This window comes from Paraburkholderia sp. J41 (assembly GCF_905220235.1).
GTDB lineage: Bacteria > Pseudomonadota > Gammaproteobacteria > Burkholderiales > Burkholderiaceae > Paraburkholderia.
In genome coordinates this window covers 1-16,112 of sequence record NZ_CAJMZE010000019.1, presented here as the reverse complement: position 1 = coordinate 16,112, position 16,112 = coordinate 1, and the positions used below count along the sequence as shown (strand labels likewise).

At 63.5% G+C, this 16,112-nt stretch carries 16 protein-coding genes, 1 tRNA gene and 1 pseudogene; 10 read left to right on the top strand and 8 right to left on the bottom strand.

The features are described 5' to 3' along the window. Positions 1–76 precede the first annotated feature (76 nt). Positions 77–1,411, bottom strand: coding sequence for a putative hydroxymethylpyrimidine transporter CytX (gene cytX / locus U5805_RS19875; protein ID WP_322105207.1), 1,335 nt, complete (start codon positions 1,409–1,411; stop codon positions 77–79). A gap of 196 nt (positions 1,412–1,607) precedes the next feature. Here cytX and U5805_RS19870 point away from each other — a divergent pair, with 196 nt between their 5' ends. From U5805_RS19870 to U5805_RS19860, 3 genes are all read left to right on the top strand, one after another. Then, positions 1,608–2,951: a replication-associated recombination protein A gene (locus U5805_RS19870; RefSeq protein WP_322105206.1), complete on the top strand. Its 1,344-nt coding sequence runs from the start codon at positions 1,608–1,610 to the stop codon at positions 2,949–2,951. A 138-nt stretch (positions 2,952–3,089) separates the two neighbouring features. Next, a complete protein-coding gene (serS, locus tag U5805_RS19865) occupies positions 3,090–4,382 on the top strand; it encodes a serine--tRNA ligase (protein WP_322105205.1) in 1,293 nt (430 codons plus the stop codon). Positions 4,383–4,582: 200 nt separating this feature from the next. Further along, positions 4,583–4,673: transfer RNA gene (locus U5805_RS19860), tRNA-Ser, on the top strand. Positions 4,674–4,805: 132 nt separating this feature from the next. Here the strand turns inward: U5805_RS19860 and U5805_RS19855 are convergent. After that, complete coding sequence (locus tag U5805_RS19855) at positions 4,806–5,588, bottom strand: hypothetical protein (RefSeq protein WP_322105204.1); 783 nt, start codon at positions 5,586–5,588, stop codon at positions 4,806–4,808. A gap of 204 nt (positions 5,589–5,792) precedes the next feature. Between U5805_RS19855 and map the strand changes: the two genes are divergently transcribed. From map to U5805_RS19825, 6 genes are all read left to right on the top strand, one after another. Next, positions 5,793–6,578: a type I methionyl aminopeptidase gene (gene map / locus U5805_RS19850; protein WP_322105203.1), complete on the top strand. Its 786-nt coding sequence runs from the start codon at positions 5,793–5,795 to the stop codon at positions 6,576–6,578. Between the two features lie 154 nt (positions 6,579–6,732). Next, positions 6,733–7,272 carry a GNAT family N-acetyltransferase gene (locus U5805_RS19845; RefSeq protein WP_322105202.1) on the top strand — a complete coding sequence of 180 codons (540 nt, stop codon included), beginning with the start codon at positions 6,733–6,735 and terminating at the stop codon, positions 7,270–7,272. A 373-nt stretch (positions 7,273–7,645) separates the two neighbouring features. Further along, positions 7,646–8,479, top strand: coding sequence for a septum site-determining protein MinC (gene minC / locus U5805_RS19840; RefSeq protein ID WP_322105201.1), 834 nt, complete (start codon positions 7,646–7,648; stop codon positions 8,477–8,479). Positions 8,480–8,547: 68 nt separating this feature from the next. Beyond that, positions 8,548–9,363, top strand: coding sequence for a septum site-determining protein MinD (gene minD, locus U5805_RS19835; RefSeq protein WP_322105200.1), 816 nt, complete (start codon positions 8,548–8,550; stop codon positions 9,361–9,363). A gap of 14 nt (positions 9,364–9,377) precedes the next feature. Beyond that, a complete protein-coding gene (minE, locus tag U5805_RS19830) occupies positions 9,378–9,632 on the top strand; it encodes a cell division topological specificity factor MinE (protein ID WP_027795398.1) in 255 nt (84 codons plus the stop codon). Positions 9,633–9,878: 246 nt separating this feature from the next. After that, positions 9,879–10,196, top strand: a complete 318-nt coding sequence (locus U5805_RS19825; protein WP_322105199.1) for a hypothetical protein — start codon at positions 9,879–9,881, stop codon at positions 10,194–10,196. 678 nt (positions 10,197–10,874) lie between these two features. On the opposite strand, the gene U5805_RS19820 is transcribed toward U5805_RS19825, so the two are convergent. From U5805_RS19820 to U5805_RS19805, 4 genes are all read right to left on the bottom strand, one after another. After that, positions 10,875–11,054, bottom strand: a complete 180-nt coding sequence (locus U5805_RS19820; protein ID WP_322105198.1) for a hypothetical protein — start codon at positions 11,052–11,054, stop codon at positions 10,875–10,877. A gap of 152 nt (positions 11,055–11,206) precedes the next feature. Beyond that, positions 11,207–12,523, bottom strand: coding sequence for an MFS transporter (locus U5805_RS19815; RefSeq protein ID WP_322105197.1), 1,317 nt, complete (start codon positions 12,521–12,523; stop codon positions 11,207–11,209). 503 nt (positions 12,524–13,026) lie between these two features. Continuing rightward, positions 13,027–13,545: an energy transducer TonB gene (locus tag U5805_RS19810; RefSeq protein WP_322105196.1), complete on the bottom strand. Its 519-nt coding sequence runs from the start codon at positions 13,543–13,545 to the stop codon at positions 13,027–13,029. Positions 13,546–13,664: 119 nt separating this feature from the next. Continuing rightward, positions 13,665–13,877: a hypothetical protein gene (locus U5805_RS19805; protein ID WP_322105195.1), complete on the bottom strand. Its 213-nt coding sequence runs from the start codon at positions 13,875–13,877 to the stop codon at positions 13,665–13,667. A gap of 419 nt (positions 13,878–14,296) precedes the next feature. On the opposite strand from U5805_RS19805, the gene U5805_RS19800 reads away from it, so the two are divergent. Continuing rightward, a complete protein-coding gene (locus U5805_RS19800; RefSeq protein ID WP_322105194.1) occupies positions 14,297–14,869 on the top strand; it encodes a site-specific integrase in 573 nt (190 codons plus the stop codon). 110 nt (positions 14,870–14,979) lie between these two features. Here U5805_RS19800 and U5805_RS19795 read toward each other — a convergent pair whose 3' ends face one another. Next, positions 14,980–15,504: a hypothetical protein gene (locus U5805_RS19795; protein ID WP_322105193.1), complete on the bottom strand. Its 525-nt coding sequence runs from the start codon at positions 15,502–15,504 to the stop codon at positions 14,980–14,982. A gap of 4 nt (positions 15,505–15,508) precedes the next feature. Next, positions 15,509–16,112: pseudogene (locus U5805_RS19790) on the bottom strand (glycoside hydrolase family 104 protein); the annotation flags it as partial.

The window sequence follows — 16,112 nt, the reverse complement described above, 5'->3', positions numbered from 1 at the left end:
GAAAACGCCACGCCATGACAGCGTGGCGTTTTCCGTTGCGCGGACGATCGCGAGTCAGCACGCGATCGCGGCGGCGTTACGCGTAAGCCGCGCGCCGGCGTCCCGTCAGCACGAGATAGCACACCGCGCCCACCACGAGCGCGGGCAGCGTTGCGCCGAGGTTCGGCATCCACTGATTGAGCGCGTGATACGCGGCGATGCCGAGCGCCCACGCAATGAACGCGCTCACATGCCAGCCTCCCGAATAACCGTACACGCCGGCGGGATCGGCGAGCGCGCCGGCTTCGATGCGGCGGCGACGCACGATGAAGTGATCGGCGAGCACCACGCCAAAGAGCGGTGCGAACACCGAGCCGATGAAGAGCAGGAAGTTTTCGTACTTCGCCATCGGCACGACGAGGCCGATCAGCGTGCAGAGCGCGCCGAACGCCGCCGACAGCCACGGCACGCTGCCGCGCGACCAGAATGTGCCCGTGGAAACGGCGGCCGAATGGATATCGGCGAAGGCGTTGTCGATTTCGTCGATCAGCACGAGCAGCAGCGCGAAGCCGCCGCCCGCCTGCGCGAGCGCCGTGGTGAGGAGCGCGTCGCCGCCGCCCGCCGCGAGGCCGTAGATCGCGCCGAGCGCATAGAACCACAGGTTCGCGATGCCGTAGCCGAGCAGCGTGCCGCGGAAGGTTTCGCCGGCCTTGCGGCCGAAGCGCGTGTAGTCGGCGATGAGCGGCAGCCACGAAAGCGGCATCGCCACCACGAGGTCGATGGCGCTGCCGAACGGCATCTCGCCCGTGCCGGGGCGGCGCATCAGCGCGTTGATGTCGTGCTGCGCGAGCAGGCTCCACGTGAGCCACGCGGCGCCCGCGAGCAGCAGCCAGATGCCCCACGTGCGCAGGAAGCGCCGCACGAACGAGAGCGGACCGCTCACGGCGAGCAGCGTGGCGAGCACGCCGAACACCACGGTCCAGACGAGCGGCATCGAGAAACCGAACGCCTGCTTGCCGAGCGCGTCGGCGGAATCGCGCATCACGATGATCTCGAACGAGCCCCAGCCCACGAGCTGCACCATGTTGATGACGGCCGGAATGGACGCGCCGCGAACGCCCAGTGTCGGGCGCAGCGACGACATGGCCGCGAGCCCGGTGTCGGTGCCGATCACGCCCGCGAGAGCGAGCAGCACCACGCCGATCACGCTGCCGATGCCGATCGCCCAGAGCGCGTGCGGCAGCGAGAGGCCCGGCACGAGCAGCGCGCCCGCCTGCGCGACCAGCAGGCCGATGCCGAGCGAGAACCAGAGCGCGAAGGCGTCGCCGGTGCGGAACTGGCGGCGCGCGTCGGGCACGGGAAGATTGGGCGCGTAGGCGGAGCCGGCGCCTTCGCCCGAACTCGTCTGGCGGGGTTGGGAGTCTTGAGTCATCTGGAACGCTTTCCTTTGAGTCTTTTGAGTTGTCCGCTGTTCTGCCCGCTTTGCCGGCGTCGCGCGGCGGCGCGCACTGTCATAATGGACGGCTGCATCCGGCGCGCCTGCCGGCCGACCGTCCGGGACGCGCACTGTCCCCGATTCGTCGCCCCTCGGCGCGCTGCCGCAAAGCCGTCATTATCGCGAAAACGTCATGTTTGAAGAAACCCGTGCCAACGTCCCGCTCGCCGAGCGGCTGCGCCCGCGCTCCATCGACGAAGTCATCGGCCAGAAGCATCTGCTCGGGCCCAACAAGCCGCTGCGCGTCGCGTTCGAGTCCGGCGAGGCGCATTCGATGATCCTCTGGGGGCCGCCCGGCGTCGGCAAGACCACGCTCGCGCGCCTCATGGCCGATGCGTTCCATGCCCAGTTCATCGCGCTTTCGGCGGTGCTTTCGGGCGTGAAGGACATTCGCGAGGCCGTCGAGCAGGCGCAACTGCATCGCGCGCACGGCCATCAGACGCTCGTGTTCGTCGACGAAGTGCATCGCTTCAACAAGAGCCAGCAGGACGCGTTTTTGCCGCATGTGGAATCGGGCTTGTTCGTGTTCGTGGGCGCGACCACGGAAAACCCGTCGTTCGAGGTGAACAGCGCGCTGCTGTCGCGGGCCGCCGTCTACGTGCTGAAAAGTCTCGACGAGGAGGAGCAGGGCGAACTGCTCGCGCGCGCGAGCGAGGAACTCGGCGGCCTCACGTTCACGGACGAGGCGAAGAAGGCGCTGATCGGCTCCGCCGACGGCGACGGGCGCAAGCTCCTCAACAACCTGGAGATCGTCGCGCGGGCGGCCGCCCAGCAGAAGAAAACGGAAATCGACGGCGAACTGCTCGGCAGCGCGCTCGCCGAGAACCTGCGCCGCTTCGACAAGGGCGGCGACGCGTTCTACGACCAGATCAGCGCGCTGCACAAGTCGGTGCGCGGCAGCAACCCGGACGGCGCGCTCTACTGGTTCTGCCGCATGCTCGACGGCGGCGCCGACCCGCGCTATCTCGCGCGGCGCATCGTGCGCATGGCATGGGAGGACATCGGTCTCGCCGATCCGCGCGCGGCGCGCATGACGCTCGACGCCGCCGAAACCTACGAGCGCCTGGGTTCGCCCGAAGGCGAACTGGCGCTCGCGCAGGCCGTGATCTATCTCGCGGTCGCGCCCAAGTCGAACGCGGGCTATAACGCCTATAACGCGGCGCGCGGTTTCGTCGCCAAGGACCAGTCGCGCGCGGTGCCGATCCATCTGCGCAACGCGCCGACCAGGCTCATGAAGGAACTGGGCTACGGCCACGACTACCGTTACGCGCACGACGAACCCGACGCCTACGCGGCCGGCGAAACCTATTTGCCCGACGGCATGCGCGAGCCGCGCTGGTATCAGCCCACGCCGCGCGGGCTCGAAGGCAAGATCGGCGAAAAACTCGCGCGTCTCGCCGATCTCGACGCGCAGTGGCGCGAGGAGCATCGCGACGAAATCGCCGAGGAAGCGCGCAACCGCAAGCGGCGGGACTAGAGCGGCACGCCGCCGGTGCGGGCTCGTGCGCGTCGTCGTCCTGGCCGAACGGCCAACGCGGTCCGCACGGGCGCGGTTTGCGTGCGCCGGTGCGCTAAAATCGACACTTCATACAACGAAACTGCGTCTCACAATCCCATGCTCGACATCCAGCTGCTGCGCAAAGACCTCGACGGCGTCGCGAAGCGCCTCGCCGACCGCGGCTACATCCTCGACGTCGCGGCTTTCTCCGCGCTCGAAGCGGAACGCCGCGCCATCCAGACCCGCACCGAAGACCTGCAGGCGCGCCGCAACAGCCTGTCGAAGCAGATCGGCGCGATGAAAGGCCGGGGCGAGGACACCTCGGCGGTCATGGCCGAAGTGGGCGGGATCGGCGACGAAATGAAGGCGTCGCAGGTCAAGCTCGACGAGATCCAGGCGAAGCTTTCCGATTTGATGCTCGGCGTGCCGAATCTGCCGCACGAAAGCGTGCCCGCGGGCAAGGACGAAAAGGACAACGTGGAAGTGCGCCGCTGGGGCACGCCGCGCACGTTCGACTTCGCGGTGAAGGATCACGTGGACATAGGCACGCCGCTCGGTCTGGACTTCGAAACGGGCGCGAAGCTTTCCGGCGCGCGCTTCACGATGCTGCGCGGCCAGATCGCGCGCCTGCATCGCGCGCTCGCGCAGTTCATGATCGACACGCACACGCAGCATCACGGCTACACGGAAACGTACACGCCCTACATCGTCAATCCGGAAATCCTGTACGGCACGGGCCAGTTGCCCAAGTTCGCCGACGATATGTTCCGCGTGGAAAAGGGCGGCGCGGAAAACACGGTCACGCAGTATCTGATCTCGACTTCCGAAATCTCGCTTACGAACACGGTGCGCGAGAGCATCGTCGAAGGCAGCGCGCTGCCGATCAAGCTCACCGCGCATTCGCCGTGCTTCCGCTCGGAAGCGGGTTCCTATGGCCGCGACACGCGCGGCATGATCCGTCAGCATCAGTTCGACAAGGTCGAAATGGTGCAGATCGTCGCGCCTGAAACGTCGTACGACGCGCTCGAACAAATGGTCGTGCATGCGGAAACGATTCTGCGGAAGCTGGGCTTGCCGTATCGCGTGATCACGCTGTGTACCGGCGACATGGGCTTTTCGGCCACCAAGACTTACGACCTCGAAGTCTGGCTGCCCGCGCAGGACACGTATCGCGAAATTTCGAGCTGCTCGAACACGGAAGCGTTCCAGGCGCGTCGCATGCAGGCGCGCTACCGCAACGCGCAGGGCAAGCCGGAACTCGTGCATACGCTCAACGGCTCGGGTCTCGCCGTGGGCCGCACGCTCGTGGCCGTGCTCGAAAACTACCAGGAAGCCGATGGTTCGGTCACGGTGCCGGAAGTGCTGCGGCCGTACATGGGCGGCGTGGCGCGTCTCGAAGCGACGGCTTGAGCGGCCTGGAGCGGCTTGGAGCGTGTCTGGCGGGCGCCGCGCGCGTGCAGCGCCGCGTCCGCGTTGAACGCTTTGTCGTCTCGCTGATGGTCCCGCAAGTTTTTTCGCAAGAGAGCTTGCAAAAGCCGAAAAGTGTTCTATAATCTTCGCTTCTCCAGTCGACGACCAAGACTTGAGAAGCAGTAAAAACGCAGTAGCCCGGAGAGGTGGCAGAGTGGTCGAATGTACCTGACTCGAAATCAGGCGTACGGTTTCCCCGTACCGTGGGTTCGAATCCCACCCTCTCCGCCAAATTCAAAAAACCCCGCAAGTCGAAAGACTGCGGGGTTTTTGCTTTGCGATTGCAATTCTTGCAACTGCCATTTTTGCGCGGCGCGGATGCATCTGCACCGTGCCGCGCATTTCCAGCATCACCTCATCCCATCACTTCTTCACGTTCCCGCGCAGTTCCAGCGCATGCATATACGTGCCCGAGATCGACGATCCGCCATGATGGGTGATCTTTTCGTCGATCAGCGCCCACACCGGCATGCCCGATTCGCGCGCACGCCGGCAGAACGACAAATCCTCCGAAAGATAGACGCCTTTCTCGCTGATGGTGTCGAAGAAACCGAAAAAGCGGCCGTCAGGAAGGTACGGCGCGTATTGCGAGGGCGGCCGGTAAAGCTGCGTGAGCGGTTGCATGGCTTCGACCGCGTCGCGGCGCACGAGGAAAATGCCCGTGCCGATATGGCTTACCTCCGCCCAGCCGCCGAACACCTGGCTATTTCCCTCTGCATCCGCGAGCACGGCGGTGTTGTAGTCGACGGTTTTTTCCTGCCATTCGCGCAGCGAGAGCCCGACGTCCTCGCCGGTGATTTTCTTCTCGCGGTCGAAGAAGCGGTACGGGCAGGCGATGCCGGCCACGGGTTTGTCGCCGGCGAGCAGGCGGGGAATGGCCTCGACCGAAAAGTCCATGTCCGTGTCGAGAAAGAGCAGATGCGTGAACTCCGGGCGGCTCAGAAAGTAACTCGCGAAGAAATTGCGCGCGCGGATGATGTGCGACGAGGCCGTGTGGATGTATTCGTAGCCGATGCCGCGCTCCTTGAGCGTTCCCATGAGCTTGGCGAGCGCCATCGCGAAGTCGAAGTGGACCGAGTTGTCGTAGGTCGGCAGCGCAATCAGGATATTCGGGCGCGCCGAGGCGGTAGCGGGGGAGGAGGTCATGATCGAAAATCGCCTTGCGATGTAAGATATTTCCTATTCTTGACGGAGGCTGGCGCGCCAACAATCGGACGTATCTGAAAATTCAATCGCGGCCGGCCGAGTTCCCGCGCAGGCAAAGCCGTCGCGCCGGTACAATCGCTCCTTTGAATTGGCGGCGGAGTGTCGCGCTACCCTGCGCGCCGCCGCGCCCACTTCGGTTCTCAGATGCCTATCACCTACAAGTCTGCCGACGATATCGCCCGTCTGCGCATTTCGGGCCGGCTCGCCGCCGACGTGCTCGCGATGATCGGCGAACACGTCAAGCCGGGCGTCTCCACCGACGACCTCGACGCGATCTGCAACGACTTCATCGTCAATACGCTCAAGGCCGTGCCCGCCAATGTGGGCTACCTCGGCTTTCCGAAGACGATTTGCACGTCGGTCAACTCGGTCGTGTGCCACGGCATTCCAAACCGCGGCGAGATTCTCAAGGACGGCGACATCGTCAACATCGACGTGGCTGTCATCAAGGACGGCTATTTCGGGGACACGAGCCGCATGTACACCGTCGGCACGCCGAGCACGGTGGGCCGTCAACTCATCGACACGACCTACGAGGCGATGCTCGCGGGCATTCGCGAGGTGAAGCCGGGCGCGACGCTCGGCGATGTCGGCCATGCCATCCAGAAGCGCGCGCAGGCCGAGGGCTTTTCGATCGTGCGCGAGTATTGCGGGCACGGCATCGGCAAGGTCTATCACGAGGAGCCGCAGGTGCTGCATTACGGCCAGCCGGGGCAGGGCGTGCGCCTGAAGCCGGGCATGGTCTTCACGATCGAGCCGATGATCAACGCCGGCCGCGCGGGCACCACCGTGCAGCGCGACGGCTGGACCGTGGTGACGAAGGACCGCTCGCTTTCCGCGCAATGGGAGCACATGGTGGCCGTCACGGAAGATGGCTACGAGCTGCTGACGCCCTGGCCGGACGGCACGGGCGCGTACGAGGCGCCGTGAGCGCGGCGGCGCGGCCGGGCGGGCTCGCGGTCAAGATGGGTGTCGGGGCCGTGATGCGGCGCGATGCGTGGCATGAATTGTCAAATAAGGATTTGACTCTCAAGCCAGTTCGGTTAAAGCTACGCGTTAGCGCTTTATTGGGGTTTACGACTGCATGAGTCCGTCACTGTCACTGACCGTTCGCCGTATCGCCGCCGATCAGGGTGCCGTGCTCCGCGAGCTGCGAACAGCTTCGTTGCGCGACGCGCCCTATGCATTCGGCGACACGCTCGAAGACGCGCTGTCCGCCGACGCAGCCGTATTCGACGCTGCGGCGGCTCGGCATGCGGTCTCGCACTCGGGCACGACGTTCATTTTGTATACCGAAGGCCATCCCGCCGGTTTGATCGGCGCGAGCTTCGAGAGCGCGCCGGCACGCCGCGCGTTCGTTTCGGCGTTGTGGGTTGCGCCCGCGGTGCGTCATCTGCGCGGCGGCGAACTGCTGCTCAACGCGGCCATCGACTGGCTCGTGAGCGAAGGCGCCGCGCAGGTTTTTGCGTGGATCACCGATTCGAACACCACGGCCATGCGCTTTTACGAGCGCCTCGGTTTTGTCGCCACGGGCGATCACGCGCGCAGCCAGCAGTCGCCCGAGCAATGGGAAACGCTGCTCATGCGCGACGTGAGCGCGCCTGTGAAGGCCGCGTCTTCCTGATCTTTCCTGGTAGCGGGCATTGCGCCGGCTCGGGTTTCGCTCGACGCCGGGGTTTGCCGCATGTTGCAGCGGCATGTTGCGCCGTTCGCAGCGCGGCTGTTGCCTCGTCATTGGCGGGCCGCTGCCGGCGGTATTGGCGTGAGCGGCGTCGCGCCGCGCTTTTTCCGCTTTTCCCGTTCCATTTTCGTCTTTCGCGCACGCGGCTTCGTCGTGGGCTGGCGTGGCGTTGCCCGGCGCGAGCGCGGCGCGCATGCATGGCGTTCTGGTTTTGCTTGCGCGAATCGTTTGCGCAAAACGGGCCAAATACACCGTTAAAAAAAATGGCCGTGCGCGTTGACGCCTGTAAAATACGCAAAATTTTTAGCCGAACGCCATGTCGCCCAGGAAATCGCCATATTTTGAACTGAAGAGCGGTTCAGTCGATACGCTTCTGTTCGTGATCAAGACGACCGAGCTCGACGCCATGCGCGCGGAACTCACGCGCCGCTTCGAGGCGACGCCTGAATTCTTCGCGAACGACACCGTCGCGATCGACGTGCGGCGTCTTGCCGAGGGCGAGCAGGTCGCGCTCGGCGACATCGTGCGCTTGCTCGAAGGCGTGCGCATGCGTCCGGTAGGCGTGGTCGCGCATGCCGCGCAGCAGGAATGGGCCGCCGGAGCGGGCCTGCCGTTTCTCGAAGCGCGCGACCGTCGCGCCGCGAGCGCGAAATCCGCCGAAGAGGCGAGCGAACCCGGCGTGCCGGTTGCGGCAGCCGAATCCGCGCCAATGCCCGCCGCGGCCCAGCCCGAACTCTTTTCCGCCGAGACGAACGGCGTCGCCGTCGAACTCGACAGCGCGGCGGCCCCCGAAAGCGACGCGCGCGGCGCGCGCCCGGAAACGCTCGTCGTCGACCGGCCGCTGCGCTCGGGGCAGCGCATCTACGCGAAAGGCGACGTGGTCGTGCTGGGCCTCGTTTCGAACGGTGCGGAAGTCATCGCCGAAGGCAACATCCATATTTACGCGCCGTTGCGCGGCCGCGCGCTCGCGGGCGTACACGGCAATCACGACGCGCGCATTTTCTGCACGTGCCTCGAAGCGGAACTGATTTCGATCGCGGGCATCTACCGTACGACCGAGGTCCCGCTCACGGCCGACGTGAAGGGCAAGCCGGTGCAAATCCGGCTCGACGAAGAAAAGTTGTTGATCGAACCGTTGAGGCTCACCTGATTCGCCGCGCGAGCAAGAGCGGCACGCGATGAGACCAAACTGGAAACTGACGAACGCAAGGTAAGGGAATGGCAAAAATCATTGTGGTGACTTCGGGCAAGGGTGGTGTCGGCAAGACGACCACGAGCGCGAGTTTCGCATCGGGCCTCGCGTTGCGCGGCCACAAAACCGCGGTCATCGACTTCGACGTGGGTCTGCGCAATCTCGACCTCATCATGGGTTGCGAGCGCCGCGTCGTGTACGACCTGATCAACGTGATCCAGGGCGAGGCGAATCTCAACCAGGCGCTCATCAAGGACAAGAAGTGCGAGACGCTTTTCGTCCTGCCCGCTTCGCAGACGCGCGACAAGGACGCGCTCACGAAGGAAGGCGTCGAAAAGGTGATCGACGATCTGATCAAGATGGACTTCGAGTACATCGTCTGCGATTCGCCGGCCGGCATCGAATCGGGCGCGCTGCTCGCGATGCATTTCGCCGACGAAGCGCTGATCGTGACGAACCCGGAAGTGTCGTCGGTGCGCGACTCGGACCGCATTCTCGGCATGCTTTCGTCGAAGACGAAGCGCGCCATCGAAGGCAAGGAGCCCATCAAGGAACACTTGCTCATCACGCGCTACAACCCGAAGCGCGTGAGCGAAGGCGAAATGCTCTCGCTCTCCGACATCGCGGAAATCCTGCGCATCGAGCTGATCGGCGTGATTCCCGAATCGGAAGCCGTGCTGCACGCATCGAACCAGGGCGTGCCCGCCGTCCATCTCGACGGCACCGATGTCGCCGAATCCTATAAGGACGTCGTGGCGCGCTTTCTCGGCGAAGAAAAGACGCTTCGCTTCACCGACTACCAGAAACCGGGGCTCCTGCAGCGCCTGTTCGGCAGCAAGTAAGGGAGGCGCACGTCATGTCGTTTCTTTCGTTTTTTCTCGGCGAGAAGAAGAAGTCCGCCTCGGTAGCGAAGGAACGCCTGCAGCTCATCATTGCTCACGAGCGCGCAGGCGGTCATCCGCCCGCCGATTACCTGCCGGCCTTGCAACGCGAACTCGTCGCGGTTATCTCTAAATATGTGAAGATTTCCGACGAGGACATTCGCGTGAGTCTCGAACGTCAGGACGATCTCGAAGTGCTCGAGGTCAAGATCGAAATTCCGCAGGCCTGAGGTTCAGCGCGCGGCCCTGGGCGCCGCGCGCTTCGCTGTTTTATCGCTCTTTGTTGTGTCCTCCGGCGCGCGTTCCGTGCGCTTTTTTCGACCGCGCTCCGCGGTGTCTCTCGCGGCAAACCGCCCGCGGAAATATTCGGTTTCACTTCACCCTTCGCCGTTACACCGCGCGTGTCAGCGCGGCGGCGCGCTCGCGCATTGATTGCGTAACGCCCATCGCGGCGTCCAACTTCAAGGGTGATCACTATGAACAACACGCTTCGTCACTTCATCGCCAAGGCTGCCATCGTCGCGGCCGGAACCTGCGCTGTCGCCGCGCCCGCGTTCGCCGCCGTGGTGATCGTGGAACCGAACGTCGCGCCGCCGCCCGAGCGCGTGGAAGTCGTGCCGGCGCCGCGCGCGGGCTTCGCGTGGGACAAGGGCCACTGGCAATGGGTGCGCGGCCACTACGTGTGGGTGCAGGGCCACTGGCAGCGCGAGCGGGTGGGTTATCACTGGGTGCCGGGCCACTGGGTCGCGCACGGCCCGAACTGGCGCTGGATCGACGGCCATTGGGCCGCTTGACCGCAGCTTGCCTCGATAACGGACGTTGACGGCGCGCGGTTCGCTACGCGCGCCGCCCAGGAGAACTTCATGAGCAGGAAGCTGCTTGCCGTGGCTGCGCTGGCTTTCGTGCTGGCGGGCTGCATTGTCGTACCCGCGCAGCCGGTGCATGTCCGGCCTGTGGTGATCTACTGACGTTTCATTGGATTGGCGTGCGCCCGGTGCGCGCTGGCGGTGCGGTTTGCCGCCGGCGTTCATCGGGCGCATTGCGTCTGGAGCGGGCGCGCAGCAACGCGCTCTGCGTTACTCGGCCTCGCTCTATTACACGCGTGTTAGAAGTGTGCCCGTTGCCTGGCGCGCGCGGCCGCAAAGGCGCGCCCACGCGTACAAGGGGCGCGCGGTGTTACACGGGCCATACCGCTACTTACAAATTGCAACGCCTTGGCGGTGTGGCGTCGTGTTCAATCTGAACTGTCCGGCCGACATCGCAGGCCCGGACACAGACATTGACTTGACGGGAGAAACGAAGTGAAACGATTGACGCTTACCCTCATCGCCGGCGCCTTGCTGGCGGCCTCGCTGGGCGGCTGCGTCGTGGTGCCGGCCGGCGGCTACTACGGCGGCGGCTACCATCACGGCTACTACTATCGCTGATCGCCGTCGGCTGTCATGGCTTGCCGGCTTCGGCGCTTGCCGAAGTCAGGCGAGCAGCATTTCGATGGCGACGACCGCGGCAATGGCGGCCGCGTTCGCCGCAATCGCTTCGAACACCACGGCGCGCCAACTGGCCACGCGTAAGCGGAAGGCCAGCACGAGCGAAATGCCTAAGGCGAGCGCCATGATCGACACGATGTCGGCGTTGCTCAGATAGAGGTTCATCGTCGGCTCCTCGCGAGGTCGCTCGCGGCCTTTGCACCGAGTATAGACGGGCATTGCGCCCGCCCAAACTGAACAAAAAAGCGGCGCCGGAGAAATCCCGGACGCCGCTTTTTTATCGACGATGATCCTGCTCGAGCGCCGCTACCCGTGGTTCACGTGAGCGACGTGTGACGCGTTTCGCGCATGCAAAGCACGCCGACGAGACTCACGGCCGCGGCGATCGACACGTACATGCCCACCCACGACAGGCCGCCGCGCGCGGCCAGCACCTGTGCGATGTACGGCGCGACCGACGCGCCGAGAATGCCGCCGAGGTTGTATGCCACGCCCGCGCCCGTGTAGCGCACGCTGGTGGGGAACAGCTCGGGCAAGAGCGCGCCCATCGGGGCGAACGTCGCGCCCATCAGGAACAGTTCGATCACGAGGAACAGCAGCACGAGCGGCAACTCGCCGCTGCCGAGCAGCGGCTGCATCGTGAAGCCCGAGAGGATCGCGAGAATGCAGCCGACGATCAGCACCGGCTTGCGGCCGAAGCGGTCCGAGAGCCAGGCCGAGATCGGCGTGGCGATGCCCATGAACACCACGGCGATGCACAGCATGCCGAGGAACGTGGGACGCGGAATGTGCAGCGCGCCCACGCCGTGCGAAAGCGAGAACACCGTGGCGTTGTAGAACAGCGTGTAGCAGACGACCATCGAAAGCGCGCCGAGCAGCGTGGGCACCCAATGCTTCGAAAGCAGCGTCGCGACCGGCACGCGCACGCGTTCCTTGCGCTCGATCGCGGCCTTGAACGCCGGGGTTTCGGCGATCTTCAGCCGCACGTACAGGCCGAGCGCGACGAGCACCGCCGAGACGATGAACGGCACGCGCCAGCCCCAGTCGCGGAACTGCTGGTCCGAGAGCGTCGTTGCGAGGCCGAAGAACAGCCCGTTCGAGGCGAGAAAGCCCACCGACGGCCCGAGCTGCGGGAACATGCCGAACCAGCCGCGCTTGCCTTGCGGCGCGTATTCGGTGGCGAGCAGCGCCGCGCCGCCCCATTCGCCGCCCAGGCCGATGCCCTGGCCGAAGCGCAGCACGCACAGCAGGATCGGCGCGAGGCTGCCGATGGCGTCGTAGCCGGGCACGAAGCCGATGAGCGTGGTCGAAAGGCCCATCACGAGCAGCGAGGCGACGAGCGTCGACTTGCGGCCGATGCGGTCGCCGAAATGGCCGAACAGGAACGAGCCGATCGGGCGCGCGACGAACGCGATGCCGAACGTGACGAACGCGGAAAGCGCCTGCGCGGTGGCCGAACCGTGCGGGAAGAACACGGGACCGATCACGAGCGCGGCGGCCGTGGCGTAGACGTAGAAGTCGTAAAACTCGATCGCGGTGCCGATAAAGCTCGCGAAAATCACGCGCGCGGTGCTTTGCGGCTTGGCTGCGGCGGTTTCGTCCGCGCGCGCGGGCGAAATGGGTGAAGTGGACATCGAAGGTCTCCAGTCGTTGTGACGCGCGCTGGCGCTTCAGGCATGCCGTGGCGGCGCGGGCGTCTTTGTTCAGCTTGGGGTCGCATGTCGGGCGTGGCGCGCCCGGAGGACGCGCGGTGCGCCGTCGGTCGGGCAATGCCGAGTCGCCAGTATGCATCGCGTCTGGGCGGCTGTGCGCGCGAAATCCTGTCCGTGCGTGCCGCGTTCGGCGCGAGCCGCGCGGGCCGGCAGCGGGTGCGCGCGAAACTCCGACTGCGTGCCTGTACGATTTCACGCGCTAATTTCGTGCGGATAAGCGCGAAAGAGCGGGGATTCGGTCCGGCGCTCGTGTGCCCTGAAGCGGCGCGGGTAGCGCCAGGTGGGCACGACCGGCGGGCGCCGGCGAGGGATAGCGAAAAATTATAACGAGCGCGGGCGCCGCGCAGCAAGGCGGCCGTTGGCCGATCTGCGGTTTTTTGCGGCAAAAGAAGGACCGCCGCGCGCGCCAAACCGTTGCGCCGGCATCAATCGAAGCTCTGCGCTTGCGGCGACGCGATCGTGCGTAGCTGGAACTTGCCGTTGTCGTTGAAAAGCCAATCCTCGAACAGTTCGATCTGACCGGCGGAATTCAGCAGGCGCGCGGGTGGCGTGGGCAGCGGCGCCGCGCGGCGCAGCGTGGAGAGGGCGGTGGCTTCGGCTTCGTCGTCGCCGTTGGTGCGATACACCGACGACTTCACGACTTGCCCGTTGCGGTCGACCGTGAACGAGACGACCACGAGCGAGCGCAGCATCGCTTGCGGCGTGCCGTGCAGGACATAGGACGGATTGCGTTCGACGATGCGCTTCGCGATGGCGGCGCGATAGTCGTCGAGCGTGGTGCTGTTGAGCGCCGCGGGCGGAATGACGAGCAGCGGCTTTTGCGGCAGGGTGATCGTGCAGGCGGCGAGCCAGGCGCTCAGCGCGAGCGCAACGATTTGCTCAAAACGCCGCGCAAGGACCGCACGTCGCAGGAGTAGGCGGGTACGGCAAACGCGGATCGGCATGTTCGGCGGCTCGAAGCGGAACCTGAATCGAGCTTAGCCGAAACGCGGCGGGATTCAATCGGCACAATCGGCAATGTCCCGCGCGCCGGCGGACGAGCGGTGCGACGCCGGGCAGTGCGTTATTCGACGGGGAATTGCGCGCAGGGATCCGAAACGGTGGTGGCGCAAGCGTAGGAGTATTCGCCGCTCTTGAGGAACAGTTCCTTGCCGACCTGGAAGTTATCGCGCAAATCCGGCGACGATTCCCATGCGATATAGCTCGAACAGGTGACGGCAAACAGGCAGACGAAGGAAAAGGCGAGCTTTTCCAGCAGATGGTATCGGTGCGGCATGGTGATTTATCCCTTCAATGGTCGGGATTTTACACCGGGATTAGGGTTTTCACCTAGGGTGTTGTGCAAATGCCGAATAAGGCGATTGGTTTCCGACCCTAATTTTTGGTTCTGCGTGTGCTTTGGCGCGGGATCTTGTTATTTGTGAGCGAGCAGGACGGCACGAAATACGGCGGGGGAAGCGGAAATCGGTGGAAAGGAAAGGGGCAAGAACACGGCGGAGCGCGTGGCGTGATTCGAACCTTGGGAATAGCGGACGATGAGCAAACAGCGGGAGGCCGAGACCGCCGCCGTACCCGTCAGCGTATGCACGCAGTAATGCAATGGGCCTGGGTGCACGGTCATATCGCAGCAAACCCGGTTAGTGTGGTCGTCACCTTTTACCGAAGCAGAACGCGAAGAAGGAACACCAGCCCGCGATGCCGTGGAGTGACATACCGGCATTCGTGAAAGCGCAGCTTAACGATATTGAACCCGGCGACAACACGCGCGGCTCGATGCTATTCGCGATTCTGACGGGCGCGCGTAGCGGCGAAGTGCGCGGCGCGACATGGGGCGAGTTTGACCTCGACGCCGCTGTGTGGACCATCCCCGGCACAAGAATGAAGGCGAAAGAGCCGCACCGCGTCCCGCTCTCGTCGGCGGCGCTCGCGCTCGTCAAGCGGCTCAAAGAGTCAAAGCAGCACGAATCCTTGGTGTTTCTGTCGCCGCGCGGCAAGGTGTTATCCGATATGACCTTGACGGCGCTCCTGCGCCGCGTGAAGGCAAAGAGCGATACGCCGGGGCGCGTCGCGACGCTGCACGGGTTCCGCTCCAGCTTCCGCGATTGGGCGAGCGAAAACGGCTATGCGCGCGACCTTGCCGAGCGGGCGCTCGCTCATACCATCGCGAACAAGGTTGAAGCAGCCTATCACCGGACTGATTTGCTTGAAGCGCGCCGCCGCCCGATGATGCAAGCGTCGGCGGCGCATGTTTGTGAAATGGCCGGTTGATTCACAGTCCCGGCTATCGCACGATGCCGGGACAACAGTCAATCGAAGATCAACGAAACGCGCCAACAGGTCTTGGGCACATCGCGGTGACGGTATACGACGGCGGCAAATCAATTTATACATTGCGTGGTAGTTGTTGAGAGCGGAGAAATTCTTCCCGTACTATTGAGTAAGAATTCCTTTTGCCTACACTCCTCACCGCGATTGGTGGATGCTGAAATGTGATATTTCGCAACAAGCAACCTGCTATTTGCCTTGCTAAGTAATTCCGTCAAATAGCGGCGACCATCTCTCGTCAGAGTGGGAGTATCACCTCCAGAGGAAAACATATCCAAATAGTCGTAATCCTTTCCGGTAGTTAGATCGCTGAGCGTGTAATAGACGCATTCTGTCCCACAACTGTGCCTGCCAATAAAATACTTTCCTGAAAAATTGACATGCGGAATGTCGACCAATTTTCCCTCATCATCGCGCCACCCGTCGGCGGTTTTTTTATAATAATCTGGTATTTTGAGTTCACCCTTAAAAACATCGACACTGTACTTTAAAAATTCATCGGATGCAGTTTTGCACTCCGCACCAAATGAGATCACAAACAGGCATGCTACCGCAGTGATAAATTTAACAATTTTCATAAAGTTATTTTATCAAATAGTCCAAACCGCCAATTGGAACCGCGAGTTCCGTTTGCCCGGCAAGCTCTTCCTTAACGTATCTTTGAAAATTCTGATTCACCGACTGCATTGTGACGCCACCTTGGTCATATTGGTTGCCGGGAAGACTTGCCCACTCCAAATTACAATGATGCTCGAACACCGCACTTTCCATATCCCCTCTCTTTACTGCATCTAGAGCATGCCGTTTGAAGGACAGTAACGCAACAGCGTACTTGTCTTGGGAAATGGGGGAGAAATCCGTGATATGAGCATTTTGGCGGTACACCCTGCCGTCGCTACTCTCCCAATTGTATCCCATGACCTGATATGCCCCGGCTGCCGATGATGTAACGGGCCTTCCGTGTATCATCCTTGTCACCATAATATGAGGATGGTCACTAAAATCACGGCCATAATCTTTAATGAAGGATTGCCCGCCAAATAAGCGCTCATAACTGTCCAAGCCGTGGGTGCCTTCTCCAGTTCGGATCATCCGGAGAAAGGCTCTAACGCGGGCTTCTTCTAAGGTAATAGTGCCAGTGCAACCCGCAAAATTCCCCACCAATCCGATTGGGTGAATATGCCAA